At 63.1% G+C, this 21,563-nt stretch carries 19 protein-coding genes and 1 pseudogene; 8 read left to right on the top strand and 12 right to left on the bottom strand.

Annotated elements, in window-relative coordinates:
- A complete protein-coding gene (locus tag HU760_RS01775) occupies positions 1 to 1,113 on the top strand; it encodes an ABC transporter permease (RefSeq protein ID WP_186671968.1) in 1,113 nt (370 codons plus the stop codon).
- Between the two features lie 180 nt (positions 1,114 to 1,293).
- Here HU760_RS01775 and HU760_RS01770 read toward each other — a convergent pair whose 3' ends face one another.
- The gene (locus HU760_RS01770; RefSeq protein WP_170033661.1) at positions 1,294 to 1,698 is read right to left on the bottom strand and encodes a flagellar basal body-associated protein FliL; all 405 of its coding nucleotides are present in this window, start codon (positions 1,696 to 1,698) and stop codon (positions 1,294 to 1,296) included.
- 157 nt (positions 1,699 to 1,855) lie between these two features.
- Between HU760_RS01770 and HU760_RS01765 the strand changes: the two genes are divergently transcribed.
- Positions 1,856 to 2,833 (top strand): NADPH:quinone oxidoreductase family protein, encoded by a 978-nt coding sequence (locus HU760_RS01765; protein ID WP_186671966.1) that lies wholly within the window; start codon positions 1,856 to 1,858, stop codon positions 2,831 to 2,833.
- A 66-nt stretch (positions 2,834 to 2,899) separates the two neighbouring features.
- Here HU760_RS01765 and HU760_RS01760 read toward each other — a convergent pair whose 3' ends face one another.
- From HU760_RS01760 to trxA, 5 genes are all read right to left on the bottom strand, one after another.
- Positions 2,900 to 3,550: a gamma-glutamylcyclotransferase gene (locus HU760_RS01760; protein ID WP_186671964.1), complete on the bottom strand. Its 651-nt coding sequence runs from the start codon at positions 3,548 to 3,550 to the stop codon at positions 2,900 to 2,902.
- A gap of 278 nt (positions 3,551 to 3,828) precedes the next feature.
- Positions 3,829 to 4,797: a CDP-6-deoxy-delta-3,4-glucoseen reductase gene (locus tag HU760_RS01755; RefSeq protein ID WP_186671962.1), complete on the bottom strand. Its 969-nt coding sequence runs from the start codon at positions 4,795 to 4,797 to the stop codon at positions 3,829 to 3,831.
- A complete protein-coding gene (gene ubiD / locus HU760_RS01750; RefSeq protein ID WP_170033669.1) occupies positions 4,797 to 6,263 on the bottom strand; it encodes a 4-hydroxy-3-polyprenylbenzoate decarboxylase in 1,467 nt (488 codons plus the stop codon). The genes HU760_RS01755 and ubiD overlap by 1 nt, the downstream gene beginning before the upstream one ends.
- A 200-nt stretch (positions 6,264 to 6,463) precedes the next feature.
- The gene (rho, locus tag HU760_RS01745; protein ID WP_003253661.1) at positions 6,464 to 7,723 is read right to left on the bottom strand and encodes a transcription termination factor Rho; all 1,260 of its coding nucleotides are present in this window, start codon (positions 7,721 to 7,723) and stop codon (positions 6,464 to 6,466) included.
- A 261-nt stretch (positions 7,724 to 7,984) separates the two neighbouring features.
- Positions 7,985 to 8,311 carry a thioredoxin TrxA gene (gene trxA / locus HU760_RS01740; protein WP_056794137.1) on the bottom strand — a complete coding sequence of 109 codons (327 nt, stop codon included), beginning with the start codon at positions 8,309 to 8,311 and terminating at the stop codon, positions 7,985 to 7,987.
- A gap of 256 nt (positions 8,312 to 8,567) precedes the next feature.
- Here trxA and ppx point away from each other — a divergent pair, with 256 nt between their 5' ends.
- Complete coding sequence (ppx, locus tag HU760_RS01735) at positions 8,568 to 10,070, top strand: exopolyphosphatase (RefSeq protein WP_186671961.1); 1,503 nt, start codon at positions 8,568 to 8,570, stop codon at positions 10,068 to 10,070.
- Here ppx and ppk1 read toward each other — a convergent pair.
- Positions 10,057 to 12,288 (bottom strand): polyphosphate kinase 1, encoded by a 2,232-nt coding sequence (ppk1, locus tag HU760_RS01730; protein ID WP_186671959.1) that lies wholly within the window; start codon positions 12,286 to 12,288, stop codon positions 10,057 to 10,059. The genes ppx and ppk1 overlap by 14 nt on opposite strands.
- A 213-nt stretch (positions 12,289 to 12,501) precedes the next feature.
- On the opposite strand from ppk1, the gene HU760_RS01725 reads away from it, so the two are divergent.
- The gene (locus tag HU760_RS01725; RefSeq protein WP_170033677.1) at positions 12,502 to 13,146 is read left to right on the top strand and encodes a DedA family protein; all 645 of its coding nucleotides are present in this window, start codon (positions 12,502 to 12,504) and stop codon (positions 13,144 to 13,146) included.
- A 501-nt stretch (positions 13,147 to 13,647) separates the two neighbouring features.
- Here the strand turns inward: HU760_RS01725 and HU760_RS24420 are convergent.
- Positions 13,648 to 14,274, bottom strand: a pseudogene (locus HU760_RS24420) (sterol desaturase family protein); the annotation flags it as partial.
- Between the two features lie 112 nt (positions 14,275 to 14,386).
- Here HU760_RS24420 and elbB point away from each other — a divergent pair.
- Positions 14,387 to 15,046: an isoprenoid biosynthesis glyoxalase ElbB gene (gene elbB / locus HU760_RS01715; RefSeq protein ID WP_186671957.1), complete on the top strand. Its 660-nt coding sequence runs from the start codon at positions 14,387 to 14,389 to the stop codon at positions 15,044 to 15,046.
- A gap of 173 nt (positions 15,047 to 15,219) precedes the next feature.
- Here the strand turns inward: elbB and HU760_RS01710 are convergent, their stop codons facing one another.
- Positions 15,220 to 15,672 (bottom strand): YaiI/YqxD family protein, encoded by a 453-nt coding sequence (locus tag HU760_RS01710; RefSeq protein ID WP_186671955.1) that lies wholly within the window; start codon positions 15,670 to 15,672, stop codon positions 15,220 to 15,222.
- 172 nt (positions 15,673 to 15,844) lie between these two features.
- Between HU760_RS01710 and HU760_RS01705 the strand changes: the two genes are divergently transcribed.
- Entirely contained in the window at positions 15,845 to 18,694 is a 2,850-nt protein-coding gene (locus HU760_RS01705) for a class I adenylate cyclase (protein WP_186671954.1), read from the top strand.
- Between the two features lie 27 nt (positions 18,695 to 18,721).
- Here the strand turns inward: HU760_RS01705 and rnk are convergent, their stop codons facing one another.
- The 3 genes from rnk to cyaY all read right to left on the bottom strand — a co-directional run bounded on the left by rnk (position 18,722) and on the right by cyaY (position 19,837).
- Positions 18,722 to 19,132: a nucleoside diphosphate kinase regulator gene (rnk, locus tag HU760_RS01700; RefSeq protein WP_186671952.1), complete on the bottom strand. Its 411-nt coding sequence runs from the start codon at positions 19,130 to 19,132 to the stop codon at positions 18,722 to 18,724.
- 146 nt (positions 19,133 to 19,278) lie between these two features.
- Positions 19,279 to 19,503: a DUF1289 domain-containing protein gene (locus tag HU760_RS01695; RefSeq protein WP_170033687.1), complete on the bottom strand. Its 225-nt coding sequence runs from the start codon at positions 19,501 to 19,503 to the stop codon at positions 19,279 to 19,281.
- A 1-nt stretch (position 19,504) separates the two neighbouring features.
- Positions 19,505 to 19,837 carry an iron donor protein CyaY gene (gene cyaY, locus HU760_RS01690; protein WP_186671951.1) on the bottom strand — a complete coding sequence of 111 codons (333 nt, stop codon included), beginning with the start codon at positions 19,835 to 19,837 and terminating at the stop codon, positions 19,505 to 19,507.
- Between the two features lie 250 nt (positions 19,838 to 20,087).
- Between cyaY and lptM the strand changes: the two genes are divergently transcribed.
- A complete protein-coding gene (gene lptM / locus HU760_RS01685; protein WP_186671950.1) occupies positions 20,088 to 20,303 on the top strand; it encodes an LPS translocon maturation chaperone LptM in 216 nt (71 codons plus the stop codon).
- A gap of 9 nt (positions 20,304 to 20,312) precedes the next feature.
- A complete protein-coding gene (gene lysA / locus HU760_RS01680) occupies positions 20,313 to 21,560 on the top strand; it encodes a diaminopimelate decarboxylase (RefSeq protein WP_186671949.1) in 1,248 nt (415 codons plus the stop codon).
- Positions 21,561 to 21,563 lie beyond the last annotated feature (3 nt).

Below are 21,563 nucleotides of genomic sequence, written 5' to 3'. Positions count from 1 at the left end.
ATGTCGCACCTGAGCCACACCCTGCGCCTGGGCCTCAAGGAACTGACCAGCCTGCGCCACGACAGTGTGTTGCTGCTGTTCCTGCTTTACGCCTTCAGCGTGGCCATCTACATGCCGGCAGCCGGTTCGGTGATCGGCGTGCACAACGCCAGCGTCGCGGTGGTCGACGAAGACCACAGCCTGCTGTCCCGCAAGCTCAGCGAGGCCTTGCAGCCGCCCGAGTTCCAGCCCGCCGTGCCGCTGCCCCCTGGGCGCCTGGACCAGGCCATGGACAGCGGCCAGTACACCTTCGTCATCAATGTGCCGGTGAACTTCCAGAGCGACCTGCTGGCCGGGCGCTCGCCGGAGCTGCAGATCAACGTCGATGCCACGGCCATGAGCCAGGCGTTCATGGGCGCCGGCTATATCGGCCGCATCTTCGAGCGCGAGCTGCTCGACTATGGCCAGCGGGCGGACGCACAGAGCCCGATCGCGATCAATGCCAAGGCCCTGTTCAATCCGAACCTGGAGGGTGGCTGGTTTCTGGCGGTGATACAGATCGTCAACAACATCACCATCCTGGCCATCATCCTCACAGGCACCGCACTGCTGCGCGAGCGCGAGCATGGGACCCTCGACCACCTGCTGGTGCTGCCGCTGACCGCCCTGGAAATCATGCTGGCGAAAATCGCCAGCAATGCGCTGGTGGTAGTGATCTGCACCTGGATTTCACTGCTGGTGGTGGTCAAGGGTGCGCTGGGCGTACCGCTGTCCGGCTCGATGGGGTTGTTCCTGGCGGTGACTGCGCTGTACCTGTTCGCCAGTACCGCCTTGGGCATCTTCCTCGCCACCCTGGCGCGTTCGACGCCGCAGTTCGGCCTGCTGGCGATCCCGGTGATCATTCCGATGCTGTTGCTGTCTGGCGGCAGCACACCACTGGACAGCATGCCGCAGTGGTTGCAATGGGTGATGCAGGGTTCGCCATCGACGCACTTCGTCAGCCTTGGCGCGGCAATCCTGTTCCGTGATGCCGGGTGGACAGTGGTATGGCCGGACATTCTGGCACTGGCCGTGATCGGCCTGGTGTTCTTCAGCGTGGCCCTGGCACGGTTTCGCCGTAGCCTGGCGTCCTGACCCAAGCATACCCGGCTCAAAATCTGAAAGATTGCGCGATTCCTGTGGGAGCGGGTTTACCCGCGAACACCGGCGCAGCCGGTGCCACGCACCGCGTTGGATTCTTCGCGGCTAAAGCCGCTCCCACAGGGATTGCGCCACAGTCCGGATGCACTGTTCCTGAGAGAGCCGGCTTACCGGTCACTGCACAATCAGGTTATTGAACAGCAAGTCTTCAACGATCGGTTTGCCCTCTTCCGCTTCCATCACCTGCTGCACCTGCTTCAGCGCTTCCTGGCGCAGATGCTCCTTGGCCTCGACATTGCTCATGCTTTCCACCGACTGCTGGGTAAACAGCGCCACCAGCTGGTTGCGGATCAACGGTTCGTGGTGCTTCACCGCCTTGGCGGCTTCGTCGCCGGTTACGCGCAGGGCCACATCGGCCTTGTACACGCGCAGCCGCGGGCTGCCGTCGAGGGCATAGTTGCCGACAAAGGGCGGGCTCAGGCTGATGTAGGCAACCTTGGGCGCCCCTTCCTTGGCTTCCTCGGCCATGGCCGCAGCCGGCAGCAGCAGCGCCAGCACCATCAAGATCCACGCTTTCACGAATTCGCTCCTCAATACAGTTGTCGCCAGCTTACCCAGCCCACCGCTCAAACCCAAGCCCGGGCTTATGCCGCGCCATCAGGACGGGCCATGCTCGTTGACCGGTAAGACGGCCCTCCTACACTTATCGGCCACTACCCGCAAAGGAATAGCCCCGATGAAAGCTGTGTTGTGCAAAACCCTGGGCCCGGCGCGTGACCTGGTGCTGGAAGAGGTAGCCAGCCCGGTACCGAAGAAGAACGAGATTCTGCTGGATGTACAGGCTGCCGGGGTCAACTTTCCCGACACCCTGATCATCGAAGGCAAGTACCAGTTCCAGCCACCCTTGCCATTCTCTCCCGGCGGTGAGGCGGCAGGCGTGGTCGCCGCAGTCGGAGAACAGGCCGGCGCGTTCAAGGTCGGCGACCGGGTCATGGCGCTCACCGGCTGGGGGGCGTTCGCGGAACAGGTGGCGGTGCCGTTCTACAACGTGTTGCCGATGCCGGCGAGCATGGACTTCACCACCGCTGCAGCATTCGGCATGACCTACGGCACCTCCATGCATGCCCTGCGCCAGCGTGGCCAGCTGCAGGCGGGCGAAACCCTGCTGGTACTGGGTGCATCCGGTGGGGTCGGCCTGGCGGCGGTGGAGATCGGCAAGGCCATGGGCGCGCGCGTGATCGCGGCGGCCAGCAGTACGGAAAAACTGGCCGTGGCCAAGGCGGCCGGCGCCGATGAACTGATCGACTACAGCCAGGCCAGCCTGCGTGACGAGATCAAGCGCCTGACCGGCGGCCAGGGCGTGGACGTGATCTATGATCCGGTCGGCGGTGAGCTGTTCGAGCAGGCGGTACGCGGGCTGGCCTGGAATGGTCGGCTGTTGGTGGTAGGCTTTGCCAGTGGGACCATCCCGCAGCTTGCAGCCAACCTGGTGTTGCTCAAGGGCGCAGCGGTGCTGGGGGTGTTCTGGGGGGCGTTCGCCCAACGCCAGCCACAGGACAATGCGGCCAACTTCCAACAATTGTTTGCCTGGCATGCCGAAGGCAAGCTGAAGCCGCTGGTGTCGCAGACTTATCCACTGGCTGAGGCCGGCGCGGCCATTGAAAGGCTGGGGCAGCGGAAGGCTGTGGGTAAGTTGGTGGTGCTGGCCCGGTAAGGCTCAGGTATTTTTTGCCTGGAAGGTGCAATCGCCGGCTTGCCGGCGATCGGACCCTGGCAGGTATCAAACTTCGCGCAGTTTATGGCAACGGCGGAACCGCGCCTCGAGGTTGCGATCGGGCATCTGGTGACTACGCAGGGCATTCAAGGTCTGCTCGACATAGTCACGCGTGGTGCCATAGCGCCCCTTGGCGCTGGCCAGGATCTGGCTCAGCAAGGTGTCCGGCAGGTTCCCGGCATAGCACGGCAAGTGCCGTTCCAGCACAAAGCCCAGCGCCTGTACCTTGCTGCCATCACCCAGCCGGCAGTTGAGCCAATGTGGCCGATACGCCGGATACGGCATCTCGCGTTGCCACAGGGCCATCAGTGAGTCGTCCAGGTTGCTTTCATCCAACCGGTAGGCAAAGCCGCTGCAGGAGCCACCCCGGTCCAGGCCGAATACCAGCCCAGGAGTTTCCGGGGTGCCGCGGTGTTCGTGCGACCACAAATACAAGCCCCGGTGGTAACCGTGCACCCGGGCGCGCTGGCGTTCCACGGAGTTGCACTCTGGTCGCCATATCAAAGAACCATAGGCAAACAGCCAGACCGGCCCACCCTGATGGCGAGACATGGTGCTCTGCATGGAGTTGTACAGTTGCTCGTGGGTCAGTTGCTGACCGAAGTCGAGCGAGGGAGGATAAGTAACTTTCCAGGACGAACTTTCAAGTGCCGACATAAGCTGCCGCCATGATTCCCTGTGAACTACACATGTAGCGAAAAAACGATTCGAGGCAGTCGTAATGTACCGCCTGTGCCGACCTTGTCGCCGGCAAGCCAGCTCCCGCAGGGGAGTCATGCATAACCTAAGGCAGACCGGTGCACTAGCTCAAGTATATGTCGAAATTTTCATCGGGCATTCCGACGATTGGGAATTATTATTCCAGGCAGCATGAAAGTTATTAGCCAAGGCGGTAACAATTACCGCCTTATGGCCGCACTTTGAAACTTTGGTTATTAACCGCGCGGGGCGTAGGCAAACACATCTGCGCGCATGCGGTGCGCATCCATGCCAGCTTCGACCAGGGCATCGAGGGTGGCATAGATCATGTTTGGCGAGCCGCTGGCATAGACATGCACGGTATTGAGGTCGGCAATGTCTTCGCAGACCGCCTCATGCAGCATGCCGCAACGGCCTTCCCAGCCGCACAGGTCGCTGACGACCTGATGCAGGAACAGGTTGGGCAGGCGCTGCCATTCTTGCCAATGGTCGATCTGGTAGAAGTCCTCGGGCCGGCGCACGCCCCAGTACAGGTGCACCGGGTGGCGGAAGCCCTGCGCCCGGCAATGCTCGACCAGGCTGTGCATCTGGCCCATGCCTGTGCCGGCGGCGATCAGCACCAGCGGCCCGTCAGGCAGCTCGGCCAGGTGGGTGTCGCCGAACGGCATTTCGATGCGCGCCAGGCGGTCGCGCTGCAGCTGGGCAATCAGTTGCACCGCGCTGGGCTCGCGCGCCAGCACATGCAACTCCAGCTCACGCCCGGAATGAGGGGCGGAAGCCAGCGAAAACGCCGCCTGCTTGCCACCGTCGCGCTCGATCATCAGGTATTGCCCAGCGTGATAGCGCGGCGGCTTGCCGGCTGGTGCGAGCAAGCGCACACGCCAAACATCGCCACCCACCTCGACGCACTCACTGACGCTGCATGCCAGCTTGCGCACCGGCAGCTCGCCCAGGGCGAGCACACCATCCCAGAGCAACACGCAGTCCTCCAGCGGTTCGGCTATGCAGGTAAACAGCTCACCATGGTCGCGGACCTCGCCATCCTGGCAAACCCGGCCTTCGACCAGCAACGCGGCGCAAACATGGCAATTGCCATTGCGGCAGCTGTTCGGGCAGTCATAGCCCAGCCGCCGCGCTCCATCCAGGATCCGTTCCCCGGGTTCGAGCGCCAGCACCGCCCCGGACGGCTGCAACGTTACCTGCATCAATCTATTCCCAACTGATCCCACAGCTCATCAATACGGCGGGTAACGGCTTCGTCCTTGACGATGACCCGCCCCCATTCGCGTGTCGTCTCGCCCGGCCACTTGTGCGTGGCGTCCAGGCCCATCTTCGACCCCAACCCCGATACCGGCGACGCAAAGTCGAGGTAGTCGATAGGCGTGTTGTCGATCATTACCGTATCACGCTTGGGGTCCATGCGCGTGGTGATGGCCCAGATCACATCGTTCCAGTCGCGGGCGTTGATGTCATCGTCGGTGACAATAACGAACTTGGTGTACATGAACTGTCGCAGGAACGACCACACACCCAGCATCACGCGCTTGGCGTGGCCTGGGTACTGCTTTTTCATGGTGACCACCGCCATGCGGTACGAACAGCCTTCCGGCGGCAGGTAGAAGTCGACAATTTCCGGGAACTGCTTTTGCAGGATCGGCACGAACACTTCGTTCAGTGCCACACCGAGAATCGCCGGCTCATCCGGTGGGCGGCCGGTATAGGTGCTGTGGTAGATCGGTTTCTGCCGGTGGGTGATGCGCTCGACGGTGAACACCGGGAAGCTGTCCACTTCGTTGTAATAGCCGGTGTGGTCGCCATACGGGCCTTCCGGGGCCATCTCGCCCGGGTGGATCACCCCTTCCAGAATGATCTCGGCGGTGGCCGGCACCTGCAGGCTGCTGCCCCGGCACTTGACCAGCTCGGTACGGTTGCCACGCAGCAGGCCGGCGAAGGCATATTCCGACAGGGTATCCGGCACCGGCGTCACCGCGCCAAGGATGGTTGCCGGGTCCGCCCCCAGGGCCACGGCGACCGGGAACGGCTGGCCGGGGTGCTTCTCGCACCACTCGCGGTAGTCCAGGGCACCGCCACGGTGGCTGAGCCAGCGCATGATGACCTTGTTGCGGCCGATCACCTGCTGGCGATAGATGCCCAGGTTCTGGCGGTCCTTGTTCGGGCCACGGGTGACGGTGAGCCCCCAGGTGATCAGCGGTGCGACGTCGCCCGGCCAGCAGTGCTGGATCGGCAGTGCCCCGAGGTCGACATCGTCACCCTCGACCACCACTTCCTGGCACACCGCGTCCTTGACCACCTTTGGCGCCATCGACACGACTTTCTTGAAGATCGGCAGCTTGGACCAAGCGTCCTTCAGGCCTTTCGGCGGCTCGGGCTCCTTGAGGAAGGCCAGCAGCTTGCCGATTTCGCGCAGTTCCGCCACCGATTCGGCGCCCATGCCCATGGCCACGCGCTCCGGGGTGCCGAACAGGTTGCCCAGCACCGGGATGTCGAAGCCGGTGGGCTTTTCGAACAGCAACGCTGGGCCCTTGGCGCGCAGGGTGCGGTCGCAGACCTCGGTCATTTCCAGCACTGGGGAGATCGGAACCTGGATGCGCTTGAGCTCGCCGCGCTGTTCCAGGCCACGGATGAAGTCGCGCAAGTCGCGATACTGCATGCAGGAGCCTCATGTTGGCCGTATCGGTCGGGGTGCAGAGTGTAGCGCCGTTCGGGGCTCAGTGGCCAAAAATGACTTGGGGCCGCTTCGCGTCCCATCGCGACACAAGGCCGCTCCTACAGGTTACGTATTCCCTGTAGGAGCGGCCTTGTGTCGCGATGGGCTGCGAAGCAGCCCCATTCAATACCTGGCCGGGACGCTTACTTGCGCTTCATCGACAGGAAGAACTCATCGTTGGTCTTGGTCTGCTTGAGCTTGTCGACCAGGAACTCGATGGCGGCGATTTCGTCCATCGGGTGCAGCAGCTTGCGCAGGATCCACATGCGCTGCAGTTCGTCGTCGGCGGTCAGCAGCTCTTCGCGACGGGTACCCGAGCGGTTGATGTTGATGGCCGGGAACACACGCTTCTCGGCGATGCGACGGTCCAGTGGCAGTTCCATGTTGCCGGTGCCCTTGAACTCTTCGTAGATCACTTCGTCCATCTTCGAGCCGGTTTCGACCAGCGCGGTAGCGATGATGGTCAGCGAGCCGCCTTCCTCGATGTTACGCGCAGCACCGAAGAAGCGCTTCGGCTTCTCCAAGGCATGGGCGTCGACACCACCGGTCAGTACCTTGCCGGAGCTCGGGATCACGGTGTTGTAGGCACGCGCCAGACGGGTGATGGAGTCGAGCAGGATGACTACGTCCTTCTTGTGCTCGACCAGGCGCTTGGCCTTCTCGATCACCATCTCGGCAACCTGCACGTGGCGGGTTGGTGGCTCGTCGAAGGTGGAGGCAACCACTTCGCCGCGCACGGTACGCTGCATTTCGGTCACTTCTTCCGGGCGCTCGTCGATCAGCAGGACGATCAGGTGGCACTCGGGATTGTTCCGGGTGATGTTGGCCGCGATGTTCTGCAGCATGATCGTCTTGCCGGCCTTCGGCGGCGCCACGATCAGGCCACGCTGGCCTTTGCCGATCGGCGCGCACAGGTCGATGACGCGGCCGGTCAGGTCTTCGGTGGAGCCGTTACCGGCTTCCATCTTCAGGCGCTTGTTCGGGAACAGCGGCGTCAGGTTTTCGAACAGGATCTTGTTCTTCGCGTTTTCCGGGCGGTCGAAGTTGATGGTGTCGACCTTCAGCAGGGCGAAGTAACGCTCCCCTTCCTTCGGTGGGCGGATCTTGCCGACGATGGTGTCGCCGGTACGCAGGTTGAAGCGGCGGATCTGGCTGGGCGAGACGTAGATATCGTCGGGGCCGGCCAGGTAGGACGCATCAGCCGAACGCAGGAAACCGAAACCATCCTGGAGAATCTCCAGCACGCCGTCACCCGAGATCTCTTCGCCGCTTTTCGCGTGCTTCTTCAACAGGGCGAAAATCACGTCCTGTTTGCGCGAACGGGCCATGTTTTCGATGCCCATCTGTTCGGCCATTTCCAAAAGATCGGTAATCGGCTTTTGCTTGAGTTCAGTCAGGTTCATAAGGGGAATGACGTAATCATGTAAGAAGGGAGAATTAAGCTTCTGGCTTAATGAAGCCGCGCCGCTAGATGGCGACAGGATCGCGTACTGATTCGAATTAGGGATGCTTCGGCGACGGCGTGTAGAGGGCACTGGAGAAGCAGTGCGAGGCCGAATGTAACACTTGCTTTTTTCGACGTCTAGTGGTTTTGACGGTGGAAATCGTACCGCCGCAGACCTTTGCAGGCAAAAAAAACCCCGCATTCGCGGGGCTTCTTGCTATCACAGGTGGGCGTCGAGGAACGCGGCCAGCTGCGATTTCGACAGTGCGCCGACCTTGGTGGCCTCGACATTGCCGTTCTTGAACAGCATCAGCGTCGGGATGCCACGCACGCCGTGCTTGGCCGGAGTTTCCTGGTTCTCGTCGATGTTCAGTTTGGCGACGGTCAGTTTGCCCTCGTAGGTGGCAGCGATGTCGTCCAGAACCGGAGCGATCATCTTGCATGGGCCGCACCATTCAGCCCAGTAGTCGACCAGCACCGGGCCCTGAGCCTGCAGTACTTCGGCTTCGAAGCTGGCGTCGGTGACGTGTTTGATTTTGTCGCTCATGGAAATCTCCAAGGTCGTAAGCAATAAAAAACGTTGCCCATCATAGCCGCACCCGACTCCTACAGGAAGCCGCGGACGATTGAGTGTAACTATAGTTGTGCAAGACGCCACGAATCGAAACTGTCATGCCAGTGTCATAGCATCGAATGGCACATTGCCTTGCATCAAGGCCTGCTCAACGGCTGTATGCCACGCGTTGGCGATAGCCTGCTATCGTGGCACGATTGCCGGGTTAACGACCGAGAACAACCAGATCATGCCGCATACCATCGCGAAGAACCTGTCCCTGATCGCCGCCATCGACCTTGGCTCCAACAGCTTTCACATGGTCGTGGCCAAGGCCCACCATACCGAAATCCGCATCCTCGAGCGGCTCGGCGAGAAGGTTCAGCTGGCCGCCGGCATCGACGACGAGCGCAAGCTCAGCGAAGAAGCCATGGAACGGGGCCTGGACTGCCTCAAGCGCTTTTCCCAGCTGATCAACGGCATGCCCGCCGGCTCGGTGCGCATCGTCGGTACCAACGCCTTGCGCGAAGCGCGCAACCGCAACGAATTCATCCAGCGCGCCGAAGCCATCCTCGGACACCCGGTGGAGGTCATCTCCGGTCGCGAAGAAGCGCGCCTGATCTACCTCGGCGTGTCGCATACCCTGGCCGATACACCGGGCAAGCGCCTGGTCGCCGACATCGGCGGCGGCAGTACCGAATTCATCATCGGCCAACGCTTCGAGCCGCTGCTGCGCGAAAGCCTGCAGATGGGCTGCGTCAGCTTCACCCAGCGCTACTTCCGCGACGGCAAGATCACCCCGGCCCGCTACGCCCAGGCCTACACCGCCGCGCGCCTGGAACTGATGAGCATCGAGAATGCCCTGCATCGCCTGACCTGGGACGAGGCCATCGGTTCGTCTGGTACCATCCGCGCCATCGGCGCAGCCATCAAGGCTGGTGGCCTGGGCAATGGCGAGGTCAACGCCGAGGGCCTGGCCTGGGTCAAGCGCAAACTGTTCAAGCTGGGTGAGGTCGACAAGATCGACTTCGACGGCGTCAAACCCGACCGTCGGGCCATCTTCCCGGCCGGCCTGGCGATTCTCGAGGCGATCTTCGATGCGCTGGAACTGCAGCGCATGGACCACTGCGACGGCGCCCTGCGCGAGGGTGTGCTGTTCGACCTCCTGGGCCGCCACCACCACGAAGACGTGCGCGAGCGCACCCTGAACTCGCTGATGGAGCGCTACCACGTGGACCAGGGCCAGGCTGCACGCGTCGAGCGCAAGGCGCTGCACGCGTTCGACCAGGTAGCCGACGCCTGGGACCTGAAAGACGGAAACTGGCGCGACCTGCTGGGCTGGGCGGCAAAGGTGCACGAAATCGGCCTGGACATCGCCCACTACCATTACCACAAGCACGGCGCCTACCTGATCGAGCACTCCGACCTGTCGGGCTTCTCCCGCGAGGATCAGCAGATGATGGCCTTGCTGGTACGCGGCCACCGTCGCAACATCCCCAAGGACAAATACGCCGAGCTGGGCGAGGAAGGGGTCAAGCTGCTGCGCCTGTGCGTGCTGCTGCGCTTCGCCATCCTGTTCCACCACATCCGCGGCAACCAGCAGATGCCAAAGGTGGAACTGAAGGCTGCCGGCGATTGCCTGGACGTGGTATTCCCGCATGGCTGGCTGGAACAGAACCAGCTGACCCAGGCCGACTTCGCCAACGAGGCGGAGTGGCTGGCCCGGGTCGGCTTCGTCCTCAGCGTACGTTGAGGACCGGGTTGCTCAGGCGCTCCAGCAGGGTCGCCTGGGCACTCCGCGGGTTCTGGTTGCCGGTCGGCGTGCTGCGCACGTAGCGCCCGTCTGGCTGCAGGGTCCAGGCGTGGGTGTTGTCGGTCAGGTAGCCTTCCAGCTCCTTCTTCACCCGCAGCAACAGCTTCTTGCCTTCCACCGGGAAACAGGTCTCGACACGCTTGTCGAGGTTGCGCTCCATCCAGTCGGCGCTGGACAGGTAGATCTGCTCTTCGCCGCCATTGAGGAAGTAGAACACCCGCGTGTGCTCGAGGAAGCGGCCGATGATCGAGCGCACCTGGATGTTGTGCGAAACCCCCGGAATACCTGGGCGCAGGCAGCACATGCCACGCACCACCAGGTCGATCTTCACGCCCGACTGGCTGGCCTTGTACAACGCCTTGATGACCTTGGCGTCGGTCAGCGAGTTGAACTTGGCAATGATGTGCGCCGGCTTGCCTTCAAGGGCGAACTGGGTTTCCCGCGCGATCATGTCGAGCATGCCCTTCTTCAGGGTGAACGGCGCATGCAGCAGCTTCTTCATGCGCAGGGTCTTGCCCATGCCGATCAGCTGGCTGAACAGCTTGCCGACGTCCTCGGTGAGGGCGTCATCGGAGGTCAACAGGCTGTAGTCGGTGTACAGGCGGGCGTTGCCGGCGTGGTAGTTGCCGGTACCCAGGTGCGCATAACGCACGATCTCGCCCTGTTCACGGCGCAGGATCAGCATCATCTTGGCGTGGGTCTTGAAGCCGACCACACCATAGATCACCACCGCACCGGCGGCCTGCAGGCGGCTGGCCATCTGCAGGTTGGATTCTTCGTCGAAACGCGCACGCAGTTCGATCACCGCAGTGACTTCCTTGCCGTTACGCGCCGCGTCCACCAGCGCGTCGACGATTTCCGAGTTGGCACCGGAGCGGTACAGGGTCTGGCGCACGGCGAGCACGTGCGGGTCCTTGGCAGCCTGGCGCAGCAGGTCGATCACCGGGGTGAACGACTCGAACGGGTGCATCAGCAGGATGTCCTGCTTACCGATCACGCTGAAGATGTTGTCAGCGTTTTGCAGCAGCTTGGGGATCGCCGGGGTGAACGGCGTGTATTGCAGCTCGGGGTGGCTGTCCAGGCCTGTAATGCTGAACAGGCGGGTGAGGTTGACCGGGCCGTTGACCTGGTACAACTCGCTTTCACTGAGGCTGAACTGCTTGAGCAGGTAGTCCGACAGGTGTTTGGGGCAGGTATCGGCCACTTCCAGGCGTACGGCATCGCCATAGCGACGCGAGAACAACTCGCCGCGCAGCGCGCGGGCCAGGTCATCGACCTCTTCGGAATCCAACGCCAGGTCGGCGTTGCGGGTCAGGCGGAACTGGTAGCAGCCCTTTACCTTCATGCCCTGGAACAGGTCGTCGGCGTGCGCGTGGATCATCGACGACAGGAACACATAGTTGTCCCCTGCGCCACCCACCTCTTCCGGCACGCGGATGACCCGCGGCAGCAGGCGCGGGGCCGGGATGATCGCCAGGCCGGAATCGCGGCCGAAGGCGTCGACCCCCTCGAGCTCGACGATGAAGTTGAGGCTCTTGTTCACCAGCAGCGGGAACGGGTGGGTCGGGTCGAGGCCGATCGGGGTGATGATCGGGGCGATTTCATCGCGGAAATAGCGGCGCACCCAGGTCTTGAGCTTGGGTGTCCAGTAACGGCGGCGAATGAAGCGAATCTGGTGCTTTTCCAGCTCTGGCAGTAGCACGTCGTTGAGGATTGCGTACTGGCGCTCCACTTCGCTGTGTACCAGATCGCTGATGCGCGCCAGTGCCTGGTGTGGCTGCAGGCCGTCGGCGCCGGCCAGTTCCCGGGCAAAATTGATCTGCTTCTTCAGGCCGGCGACACGGATCTCGAAGAACTCGTCGAGGTTGCTGGAAAAGATCAGCAGGAACTTGAGGCGTTCGAGCAGTGGATAGCTTTCGTCCAGCGCCTGTTCCAGCACGCGGATGTTGAACTGCAGCTGCGAGAGTTCGCGATGAATGTACAGGCTGCTGTCGTCCAGGCCGGGGACGGCGATCGCCGGGGCCGGCGCGGGTGCCGGGGCCACCGGTTCCACCACGGGCTGAGGCGCCGGCGGCAGGTCTGGCGGGGTCTGCACCATCTCCTCGGGGAGCTCCTGAGCATCCTTGATCGCGACAGGGGTTAGCACTTCATTATTCATCTGGCGTTCCTGAGGACGTTAACGCCCTATCATCAATTGAGCGGCAAGATAAGCGCCCATTATGACGCCTGTGTTACACGCCAGGGCAAGCTGTGGCGCGTGCCTTGCGGCATTCTCCGTGTAGGAAATGTTCACGTCGAGACACATTTGGACACTTTCACGAATGCGCGCGAAGGGGTAGGCTGCGCGTTCATTTCGCCAGCACCTCAGAAAATGCTTCAACAATTCCTGCAGGATTTCGGCTACTTCGCCCTTTTTCTAGGCACCTTCTTTGAAGGCGAGACCATTCTGGTGCTTGCGGGATTCCTTGCGTTCCGCGGCTACATGGACATCAACCTGGTGTGCCTGGTGGCGTTTTTCGGCAGCTATGCCGGCGATCAGCTGTGGTACTTCATGGGCCGTCGCCATGGGCGCAGGATACTGGCCCGCAAACCGCGCTGGCAGGCAATGGGCGACCGGGCGCTGGACCACATCCGCCGCCACCCCGACATCTGGGTGCTGAGTTTCCGCTTCGTCTATGGCCTGCGCACGGTCATGCCGGTGGCCATCGGCCTGTCGGGCTACCCGCCGCGCCGCTACCTGCTGCTGAACGGCCTGGGCGCGGCGATCTGGGCAGTGGCCCTGGGCGCCGCCGCGTACCACTTCGGCGCCATTCTCGAAGGCCTGCTGGGCAATGTGAAGCGCTACGAGCTATGGGTGCTGGGTGGCTTGCTGGCGCTGGGCGGCCTGCTATGGCTGCGCCGACGCTTCCGGACCTTGCGTGCGGAGCGCAAGGCGGCGGGCCAGGCCCAGGCCCCAGAAGCTGAGCAGGCAATAAGCCACGAGCACGAGCCAGGCCAACGGCACGACCACCGCTAGGCCCAGGGCGCCGGCCAGGTACAGCGCCGGCACAGTGGCCAGCAGCCGTACCAGCTCCAGGCGCGTGGCCCACGGCCGGTTCTCCAGCAGCGCGCCCAGCACGAACAAGCCAAACGCCATCAGCGCCCAGCCGAGCACCAGCGCGGCACCTGGCACACGCTCGGCCACGTCCATCAGATAGCTGCCCAACGCCACGTAAACCACGAACTGCGCCGCCACGTAGGCCTGCTGCGGGCGGCCCAGGGCCACCGCGAACTTGCGAAACCGCGCCAGGTCCTGCCTGGCCTGCGGATAGCGTGCGGCCACATCGGCCGGGCGCCAGCCCGTGGGCATGAACCAGATGCGCAGCTTGTCCCACACGCTGTCGGCACGCCGGGCGTCGTGCCAGAGCTGGGCATAGAACTGCAGGTTGGCCCACAGCGGGTTCCAGCTGGCCAGCGGCGTAGTCACCCCGAACACTACCGGCTCGGCCGGATCCTCCTCCTTGAAGGTGCCGAACAGACGGTCCCAGAGAATGAACACGCCGCCGTAGTTGCGATCCAAGTAAGCAGGATTTTGCGCATGGTGGACGCGATGGTTGGATGGCGTGATCAACACCCACTCGAGCCAGCCAAGCTTGGCGATATGCCGGGTATGTACCCAGAACTGGTACAACAGGTTGAGCGACGCCACGGTGATGAACACCACTGGCGGCACCCCGACCAGCGCCAGCGGCAGGTAGAAGATCCAGGAAAAGATGAAACCGCTGCTGGTCTGGCGCAGTGCAGTGGTGAGGTTGTACTCCTCGCTCTGGTGATGCACCGAATGCGCAGCCCACAGCACGTTGCGCTCGTGCCCCAGACGGTGCAGCCAGTAGTAGCAGAAGTCGTACAGGACAAAGGCCAGCAACCACACCCACCAAGCCTGCGACGGCAGGCGCAGCAGCGCCAGGTGCTCGAAGGCGAAGGCATAGGTCAGCAGCCCCAGCCCTTTGGTCAGCAGCCCGGTGCTGGTCGACAGTGCGCCGGTGCTGAGGCTGTTGATCGAGTCGGCCAGGGTGAAGTTGCGCTGGCCACGCACACGGTCGGCTACCAGTTCCACGGCGATCAGCACGAAGAAGAACGGCACAGCCAGCAGTATCAGGTCCATGGGCGTGAGCTCAGGCGTTATCCATCAAGATTAGGCCGCATGCACCAGAATCCCTATGGCGACATCTGCCAAACTAGAGGACATTTAGCGCCTCGACACTGGAGTAATGAGCATGACAAAAAAAGTAGCGGTGATTCTTTCCGGCTGTGGCGTCTATGACGGCGCCGAAATCCACGAAAGCGTGATCACCCTGCTGCGCCTCGACCAGCGCGGTGCGCAGGTGCAGTGCTTCGCGCCTAACATTGCGCAATTGCATGTGATCAACCACCTGACTGGCGAGGAAATGCCCGAGTCGCGCAATGTACTGGTGGAGTCGGCCCGTATTGCCCGCGGTCAGGTCAAGGATATTCGCGAAGCCAAGGCCGAAGATTTCGACGCGCTGATCGTGCCGGGCGGTTTCGGAGCGGCGAAGAACCTCTCCAACTTTGCCGTGGAAGGCGCCAACTGCAGCGTCAACCCGGACGTGCTGGCTCTGGCCGAAGCCTTCGCCACGGCATGCAAGCCGGTTGGCCTGATCTGCATCTCGCCGGCGCTGGCGGCGAAGATCTACGGGCCGGGTGTGGTCTGCACCATCGGTACCGACGCCGGCACTGCAGCGGCCGTGGAAAAAATGGGCGGTACCCATGAACAATGCGATGTGCACGATATTGTCGAAGACATCCAGCGCAAACTGGTGACTACCCCGGCGTACATGGAGGCCAAGTCGATCAGTGAAGCGGCTGGCGGCATCTACAAGCTGGTGGATCGGGTGCTGGAGCTGACCCACGAGTAACTGGTGCAAGATTCAGAATCTGACGCGCTCCCTGTGGGAGCGGCCTTGTGTCGCGAAAGGGCCGCAGCGCGGCCCCGGCAATTTATGTGGCGAAGCTGAAATCCTGGGGCCGCTTCGCGGTCCTTTCGCGACACAAGGCGGCACGTCGCGTCCATCCCGCCAGCCGGGTTGCTTCAGGGTTTGGACAACCGGGCAATGATCCGGTCCAGCGCATTGGCAAACGCCTGCTTCTCGCGCTCGCCATAAGGCGCCTGCCCTCCCCCCACCTGGCCCTGCTCGCGCAGTTCGGTGAACAGGTTGCGCGCCGCCAGCCGGTCCCCCATGTTGCGCTCGTCGAACTCGCGCCCACGCGGGTCCAGCGCTGCCACGCCCTTTTTCACCAGGCGGTCGGCCAACGGTACGTCACTGCAGATCACCAGCTCGCCGGGCACGGCGTGCTCCACCAAGTAGTCGTCCGCCGCGTCCATGCCGCTGGGTACCACGATCAGGCGCACGATGGCGAACGCCGGCTTGGCCACAGCCTGGCCCGCGACCATGACCACTTCGAACTTGCGCTTGAGGGCGAACTTGACGACCAGATCCTTGGCCGCCTTGGGGCAGGCGTCGGCATCGATCCACACACGCATCGGGTAACCTCGTCATTAACTCAAGGCTCCCATCATGCCTCAACGGCAGTGAAAGCTGGAGCCTGCCGCCACCCGTGCTGGCAAAATGGCGTCAATCTTTCAATTGGCGCTTATCCACCACCGACCCCTCAGGCTACACTCGCCACAGCTCCACTGGCCTGCCGAGTGCGCAATGAACCACCCTCACGAAATCCGCCCCGACCTGGACGAAGGCATCGACCGCAAGGTCCTGGCGACATTGCGTGCGCGGTTCCTGCGGCTTAACCAGGGCCGGCTGCAGCGGGCACTGGAGGGCCTGTCGACGCGCCAGCAACAGGTACTGACGCTGCTGCCGCTGCTGTTCCACGTGAACCATCCGCTGCTGCCAGGCTATGTTTCGGGCAGCACCCCTGCCGGTGTATCAGGCTACGAACCAGGTGCCGAGCTGGTGCTCGAGGCTCAGCGCCTGGCCCGCTCGTTTACTTACAAGGCTCGCCACGGCAACCCGCCGCGCCCGATCCATGGCCTGTTCCTGATGGGCAGCCTGGGCTCGCTGGCGCAGGCCGAGCACAGCGACATGGACCTGTGGGTATGCCATGCCCCCGGCCTGGCTGACGAACTGCTGGGCGAACTGCGGCGCAAGTGCCAACTGCTGGAGGCATGGGCAGCAAGCCTGGGTGCCGAGGCGCATTTCTTCCTGATCGACACGCAAGGTTTCGCCCAGGGCCAACGCGACGGCCAGCTCGGCTCCGACGATTGCGGTACGACCCAGCACTACCTGCTGCTGGACGAGTTCTACCGCACCACCATCTGGCTGGCCGGGCGCACGCCGTTGTGGTGGCTGGTGCCGGTCTACCAGGAACAGCACTACCACACCTACACCCAGACCCTGCTGTCCAAGCGCTTCATCCGCAGCCAGGACGCTCTCGACCTTGGCAGCCTGGCGAACATCCCGCCTGGCGAGTTCGTCGGGGCCGGCCTGTGGCAGTTGTTCAAAGGCATCGACTCTCCCTACAAGTCGCTGCTCAAGCTGTTGCTGACCGAGGCCTATGCCAGCGAACACCCCACCGTGCGCTGCCTGAGCCTGGACTACAAGCAAGCCGTGTTCGCCAACCAGCTCGACCTCGACGAACTGGACCCCTACGTGATGGTCTATCGGCGCATCGAACACTACCTGCTGCAGCGTGGCGAGCGGGCCCGCCTGGAGTTGGTACGCCGCAGCCTGTACCTGAAGGTGAACAAGAAGCTCAGCGACCCGTCCCGGAGCAATGGCTGGCAACGTCGGCTGCTTCAGCGCCTGAGCGACGAATGGGGCTGGGACAGCCGGCAGCTGGCACTGCTGGACAGCCGCAACCAGTGGAAAGTCCAGCAAGTCGCCGTGGAGCGCCGCGACCTGGTAGCCGAGCTGAATCACAGCTACCGCTTTCTCAGCCAGTTCGCCCGCACCCAGAATGCCAGCAGCCGCGCCGACCAGCGTGACCTCAACGTGCTGGGCCGGCGCCTGTACGCAGCGTTCGAGCGCCGCGCCGGCAAGGTCGAACTGATCAACCCCGGCATCGCCCCGGATCTCGCCGAAGGCACCTTGACGCTGGTGCAGGCGCCCAACCGCAAGGAGCCCGGCAGCCATCACTGGGGGCTGTACAGCGGCAACCTGAGCACGCATGACGTGGAGCATTTCAGCCCGCTGAAACGCTGCCGCGAGCTGATCGAATTGCTGACCTGGGCGCACCGCAACGGGGTAATCGACAGCAGCACGCGCCTGGCATTGCATCCGGGCGTCAGCGACCTCAGCGAAATCGAGCTGTTCAACCTGGTGGGTTGCCTGCAGCAGAGCATTCCCCTGCCCTTGCCGACCGTCAGCGAGGTGCGCCTGCTGCAGCCCAGCGTTGCCGACGAAGTACTGCTGCTGGTCAACGTCGCCATCGACCCGTTGCGTCACCACCGCGACCTGAACATCCTGATGACCACCGAGCGCACCGACTCGCTGAGCTATGCCGGGGTACGCGAAAACCTGGTGCTGACCCTGGACCAGGTCACCCTCAACAGCTGGAACGAGGTGCTGGTCCAGCGCTATGACGGCGAACATGCGCTGGTGCGCTGCCTGCGCGACTTCCTCAACAGCCCGGTTATGCACGGCCAGCGGCCACGGGTGCGGGTACGCTGCTTCTGCCAGAGCCGCGCCCAGGCCATCGCCCAGCGCGTGGAAGAAGTTTTCGACACCGTGCAATTGCTGCTGGACCAGGGCCTTGACCACCGCTACCTGCTGCAGGTTGCCCAGCATACTCATGTGCTTGAGCTGCTGGCCGGGCACGTCAGCCTGACGACCCTGGCCGAGCATGAGGCATTACTGGCGTACCTGGGCGAAGAACGCAGCAGCTACAGCCCGCTGTACCTGGACGCCAACGCCCTGCAGGACCACGACCTGCGCCTGGTTCTGGAACAGGGCCAGCCAGCCTGCATCCAGGTGTTCTACCGCCTGCAGGGAAGCTGGGCCGAACTGTATGTGCTGGATGAATACAATGCCTTGTGGCAACAACGCCTGCCGCTGCATGACGAAGCGCACCTGCTGCTGCCGCTGCAGCGTTTTCTGCGTTCGGTAGTGATGCGCCGCGATGCCCGACTGCCGATGGACACCCTGCGGCCGGCGTCGCTGGATATCCATTACGCACAACTGCTGCCTTCCGGCCCAGGCAAGGCGCGCAGCAGCGAGCCGCGCCCGGTCCCCTTCGAAGGCAACGACCAGCCCTACTACGAGGTGCAGGCCATTATCCAGGCAGGCGTGGCAGGTGCTGCGCATGTGACGCTGTACTGCGACCAGCAGGAGTTTTCCGAGCTGGAGCATGGCGAGCAGCTGTATGCGGTGGTTGCCAGGCAGATCATTGGGCAGCGGCGCGGTGACAGGCACTACCGGTGCTACATCACTGACTTGGACTTGTCCGAGCTGCTGGATGACCAACTGGGGTCGACGCAGCTGTACCTGCGCTACAAACGGGAGCTGGAGCAGGCGTTGAACGAGGGGTTGGAACAGGTATTCAGTGAATGACGGGGCTGCCTTGCAGCCCCAAGGGTCTCAAAGGTCGAAATCGCCCGCCGCTTCCGGCTGGTATTCGACTTCCAGCAGCTTCAACTTGAGGGTCTTGCCCCCCGGTGCAGGCCAGTCGATCTGCTCGCCCACCGACAACCCCAGCAAGGCGCAACCAATCGGCGCGAGGATCGAAACCCTGCCTTCAGGCCCTGCATCCTTCGGGTACACCAGGGTCAGGTGGTAGTCCTTGCCACTGGCTTCCTCACGGCAGTGCACGCGCGAATTCATGGTCACCACGCCTGCTGGCACTTCCTCATGACCGACCACCTGTTCGGCGCGGTCCAGCTCGCCCATCAAGGCGAGTACACCCGGCGTACTCTCGTCGAGGCTGTCGATCAGACGCTCCAGACGTTGTACGTCCAATCGGGTGAGGATGAGGGAAGGCTTGGTGCTCATGATCCAGTCAGACTCCTTTGAACAGGCGGTTTTCATCGTGCAGATAAAGCAAAACCCCGCCCAAGGGCGGGGTTTGTCGAAGGCATTGCGTCAGCGACGCAGAACCCGACACTACCACAGCCGGGCAAATACTCAAGCCCCTGCGATCAGTGTGCCTTAGCCTGGTCGCGCAGGGCCTGGGCCTCGCGGCAGATCTGCCGGCGCCGCTGGTCATCGGCTGAACGCCATTCGCGGATGTGCTCGACATGCCGGTGGCAGCCCGTGCAGATACGCTGCTCGTCCAACCGACACACGCTGATGCACGGCGACGGCACGGCAGGGCTGACATTGCTGTAGAGCGGCTTGGGCGGCCGGGCCTGGGTGTCGCTCATGTCAGATCTCGTCGAAGTCCAGCTTTTCGCCGACCCGCTCCCAGACGATGCGCTCGAGCATTTCGCCCAGCAGCTCCTCGCTCTTCTCGCACACCCATTTGCCGCTGTCTTCGTCATAGTCGAAGTGGAAACCGCCGGAACGGTCGGCCAGCCACAGCTGGCGCAGCGGCTCCTGGCGGCTGAAGATCAGCGTGCTGCCATTGTCGAACTTGATGGTCAGGACGCCAGCGGAGTTCTCCATGTCCAGGTCCAGGCCGCTCTCGTCGAACAGGTCTTCCAGGGCCTGTTGGGTAGTGTCGACCAGATCATGGAAACGCGCTTCACTCAAACTCATTGCAGGAACCTCGAAATTGGCTGCGTTACTGGCATGCCGGGCAAGATACGGGCGCTTGCCGCCGATTGCAAAGTTTTAGCCGTTGCCTGCACCGGTACGAACTCGAGGCCAGCGCAGTGCCTGGGGGTTTGGAAAAGGGCTGTTGCAGGCGCCAAGGATAGCCCGCCCGGCGGGCCTGCCCTTGCATAGGCAAGCCGTCGGTCGCTCGGTATACTCGGCGCAATACTGCATATTTCTAAGGATTTCGCCCATGAAGCGCCTGATTTCCTCCCTCGCGGCGCTGGTCGCTGTTGCCTGCCTCGTTTCGGCCTGCGGTCAGAAAGGTCCGCTGTACCTGCCTGAAGACGGCAAGGACGGCAAGGCCAACCACAAGTCGCACCAGTACCAGCCAAAAGCGAAGCCGGCCCCGACGCAAGAGCAGCAGCCCGAGCTGCAACCCGAGCCCGAGCAGTCGCCAGCGCAGTAAGGAAACCAGATGAACGCTTTCAACTACCGCGGCGGCGAGCTGTTCGCGGAGGGCGTGGGCCTGTCGGCCATCGCCGAACGTTACGGCACCCCCACCTACGTGTATTCGCGCGCCCACATCGAAGCCCAGTACCGCAGCTACACCGACGCCCTGCAAGGCACCGAGCACCTGGTGTGCTTCGCGGTCAAGGCCAACTCCAACCTGGGCGTGCTGAACGTACTGGCACGCCTGGGCGCCGGCTTCGATATCGTCTCCGGCGGGGAGCTGGAGCGCGTATTGGCCGCTGGCGGCCGTGCCGACCGCGTGGTGTTCTCCGGCGTTGGCAAAACCCGCGAGGACATGCGCCGTGCCCTCGAAGTCGGCGTGCACTGCTTCAACGTCGAGTCCACCGACGAGCTGGAACGCCTGCAAGTGGTGGCCGCCGAAATGGGCAAGGTTGCCCCGGTCTCGCTGCGGGTCAACCCGGACGTCGACGCTGGCACCCACCCGTACATCTCCACGGGCCTCAAGGAGAACAAGTTCGGCATCGCCATCGCCGACGCCGAGGCCATCTACGTGCGTGCCGCGCAGTTGCCGAACCTGGAAGTGGTCGGGGTCGACTGCCACATCGGTTCGCAGCTGACCAGCGTCGAGCCTTTCCTCGACGCCCTCGACCGCCTGCTGGTGCTGGTCGACCGCCTCGCCGAATGCGGTATCCACCTGCGCCACCTGGACCTGGGTGGCGGTGTCGGTGTGCGTTATCGCGATGAACAGCCGCCGCTGGTGGCCGACTACATCAAGGCCATCCGCGAACGCATCGGCGCCCGCGACCTGGCCCTGGTGTTCGAGCCGGGTCGCTACATCGTAGCCAATGCCGGCGTTCTGCTGACCCGCGTGGAATACCTCAAGCACACCGAACACAAGGACTTCGCCATCGTCGACGCGGCGATGAACGACCTGATCCGCCCGGCCCTGTACCAGGCCTGGATGGGCGTCAGCGCGGTCACTCCTCGTGAGGGCCAAGGCCGTGCCTACGACCTGGTCGGGCCGATCTGCGAGACCGGTGACTTCCTTGCCAAGGACCGCGTGCTGAACCTGGCGGAAGGTGACCTGCTGGTCGTACAGTCCGCGGGCGCCTATGGTTTTGTCATGAGCTCCAACTACAACACCCGTGGCCGTTGCGCTGAAATCCTGGTCGACGGCGACCAGGCCTTCGAAGTTCGCCGCCGCGAGACCATCGCCGAATTGTACGCTGGCGAAAGCCTGCTGCCGGAGTAAGCC

The organism is Pseudomonas oryzicola (assembly GCF_014269185.2).
Taxonomy (GTDB): Bacteria; Pseudomonadota; Gammaproteobacteria; order Pseudomonadales; family Pseudomonadaceae; genus Aquipseudomonas; species Aquipseudomonas oryzicola.
This window is presented reverse-complemented; position numbering and strand designations above follow the sequence as displayed.

Bases quoted from the DNA above. Each gene is read 5' to 3' on its own strand.
- HU760_RS01775 (WP_186671968.1), top strand. From the start codon at position 1: ATGTCGCACCTGAGCCACACCCTGCGCCTGGGCCTCAAGGAACTGACC.
- HU760_RS01765 (WP_186671966.1), top strand. From the start codon at position 1,856: ATGAAAGCTGTGTTGTGCAAAACCCTGGGCCCGGCGCGTGACCTGGTG.
- HU760_RS01760 (WP_186671964.1), bottom strand. From the start codon at position 3,550: ATGTCGGCACTTGAAAGTTCGTCCTGGAAAGTTACTTATCCTCCCTCG.
- HU760_RS01755 (WP_186671962.1), bottom strand. From the start codon at position 4,797: ATGCAGGTAACGTTGCAGCCGTCCGGGGCGGTGCTGGCGCTCGAACCC.
- ubiD (WP_170033669.1), bottom strand. From the start codon at position 6,263: ATGCAGTATCGCGACTTGCGCGACTTCATCCGTGGCCTGGAACAGCGC.
- rho (WP_003253661.1), bottom strand. From the start codon at position 7,723: ATGAACCTGACTGAACTCAAGCAAAAGCCGATTACCGATCTTTTGGAA.
- trxA (WP_056794137.1), bottom strand. From the start codon at position 8,311: ATGAGCGACAAAATCAAACACGTCACCGACGCCAGCTTCGAAGCCGAA.
- ppx (WP_186671961.1), top strand. From the start codon at position 8,568: ATGCCGCATACCATCGCGAAGAACCTGTCCCTGATCGCCGCCATCGAC.
- ppk1 (WP_186671959.1), bottom strand. From the start codon at position 12,288: ATGAATAATGAAGTGCTAACCCCTGTCGCGATCAAGGATGCTCAGGAG.
- HU760_RS01725 (WP_170033677.1), top strand. From the start codon at position 12,502: ATGCTTCAACAATTCCTGCAGGATTTCGGCTACTTCGCCCTTTTTCTA.
- elbB (WP_186671957.1), top strand. From the start codon at position 14,387: ATGACAAAAAAAGTAGCGGTGATTCTTTCCGGCTGTGGCGTCTATGAC.
- HU760_RS01710 (WP_186671955.1), bottom strand. From the start codon at position 15,672: ATGCGTGTGTGGATCGATGCCGACGCCTGCCCCAAGGCGGCCAAGGAT.
- HU760_RS01705 (WP_186671954.1), top strand. From the start codon at position 15,845: ATGAACCACCCTCACGAAATCCGCCCCGACCTGGACGAAGGCATCGAC.
- rnk (WP_186671952.1), bottom strand. From the start codon at position 19,132: ATGAGCACCAAGCCTTCCCTCATCCTCACCCGATTGGACGTACAACGT.
- HU760_RS01695 (WP_170033687.1), bottom strand. From the start codon at position 19,503: ATGAGCGACACCCAGGCCCGGCCGCCCAAGCCGCTCTACAGCAATGTC.
- cyaY (WP_186671951.1), bottom strand. From the start codon at position 19,837: ATGAGTTTGAGTGAAGCGCGTTTCCATGATCTGGTCGACACTACCCAA.
- lptM (WP_186671950.1), top strand. From the start codon at position 20,088: ATGAAGCGCCTGATTTCCTCCCTCGCGGCGCTGGTCGCTGTTGCCTGC.
- lysA (WP_186671949.1), top strand. From the start codon at position 20,313: ATGAACGCTTTCAACTACCGCGGCGGCGAGCTGTTCGCGGAGGGCGTG.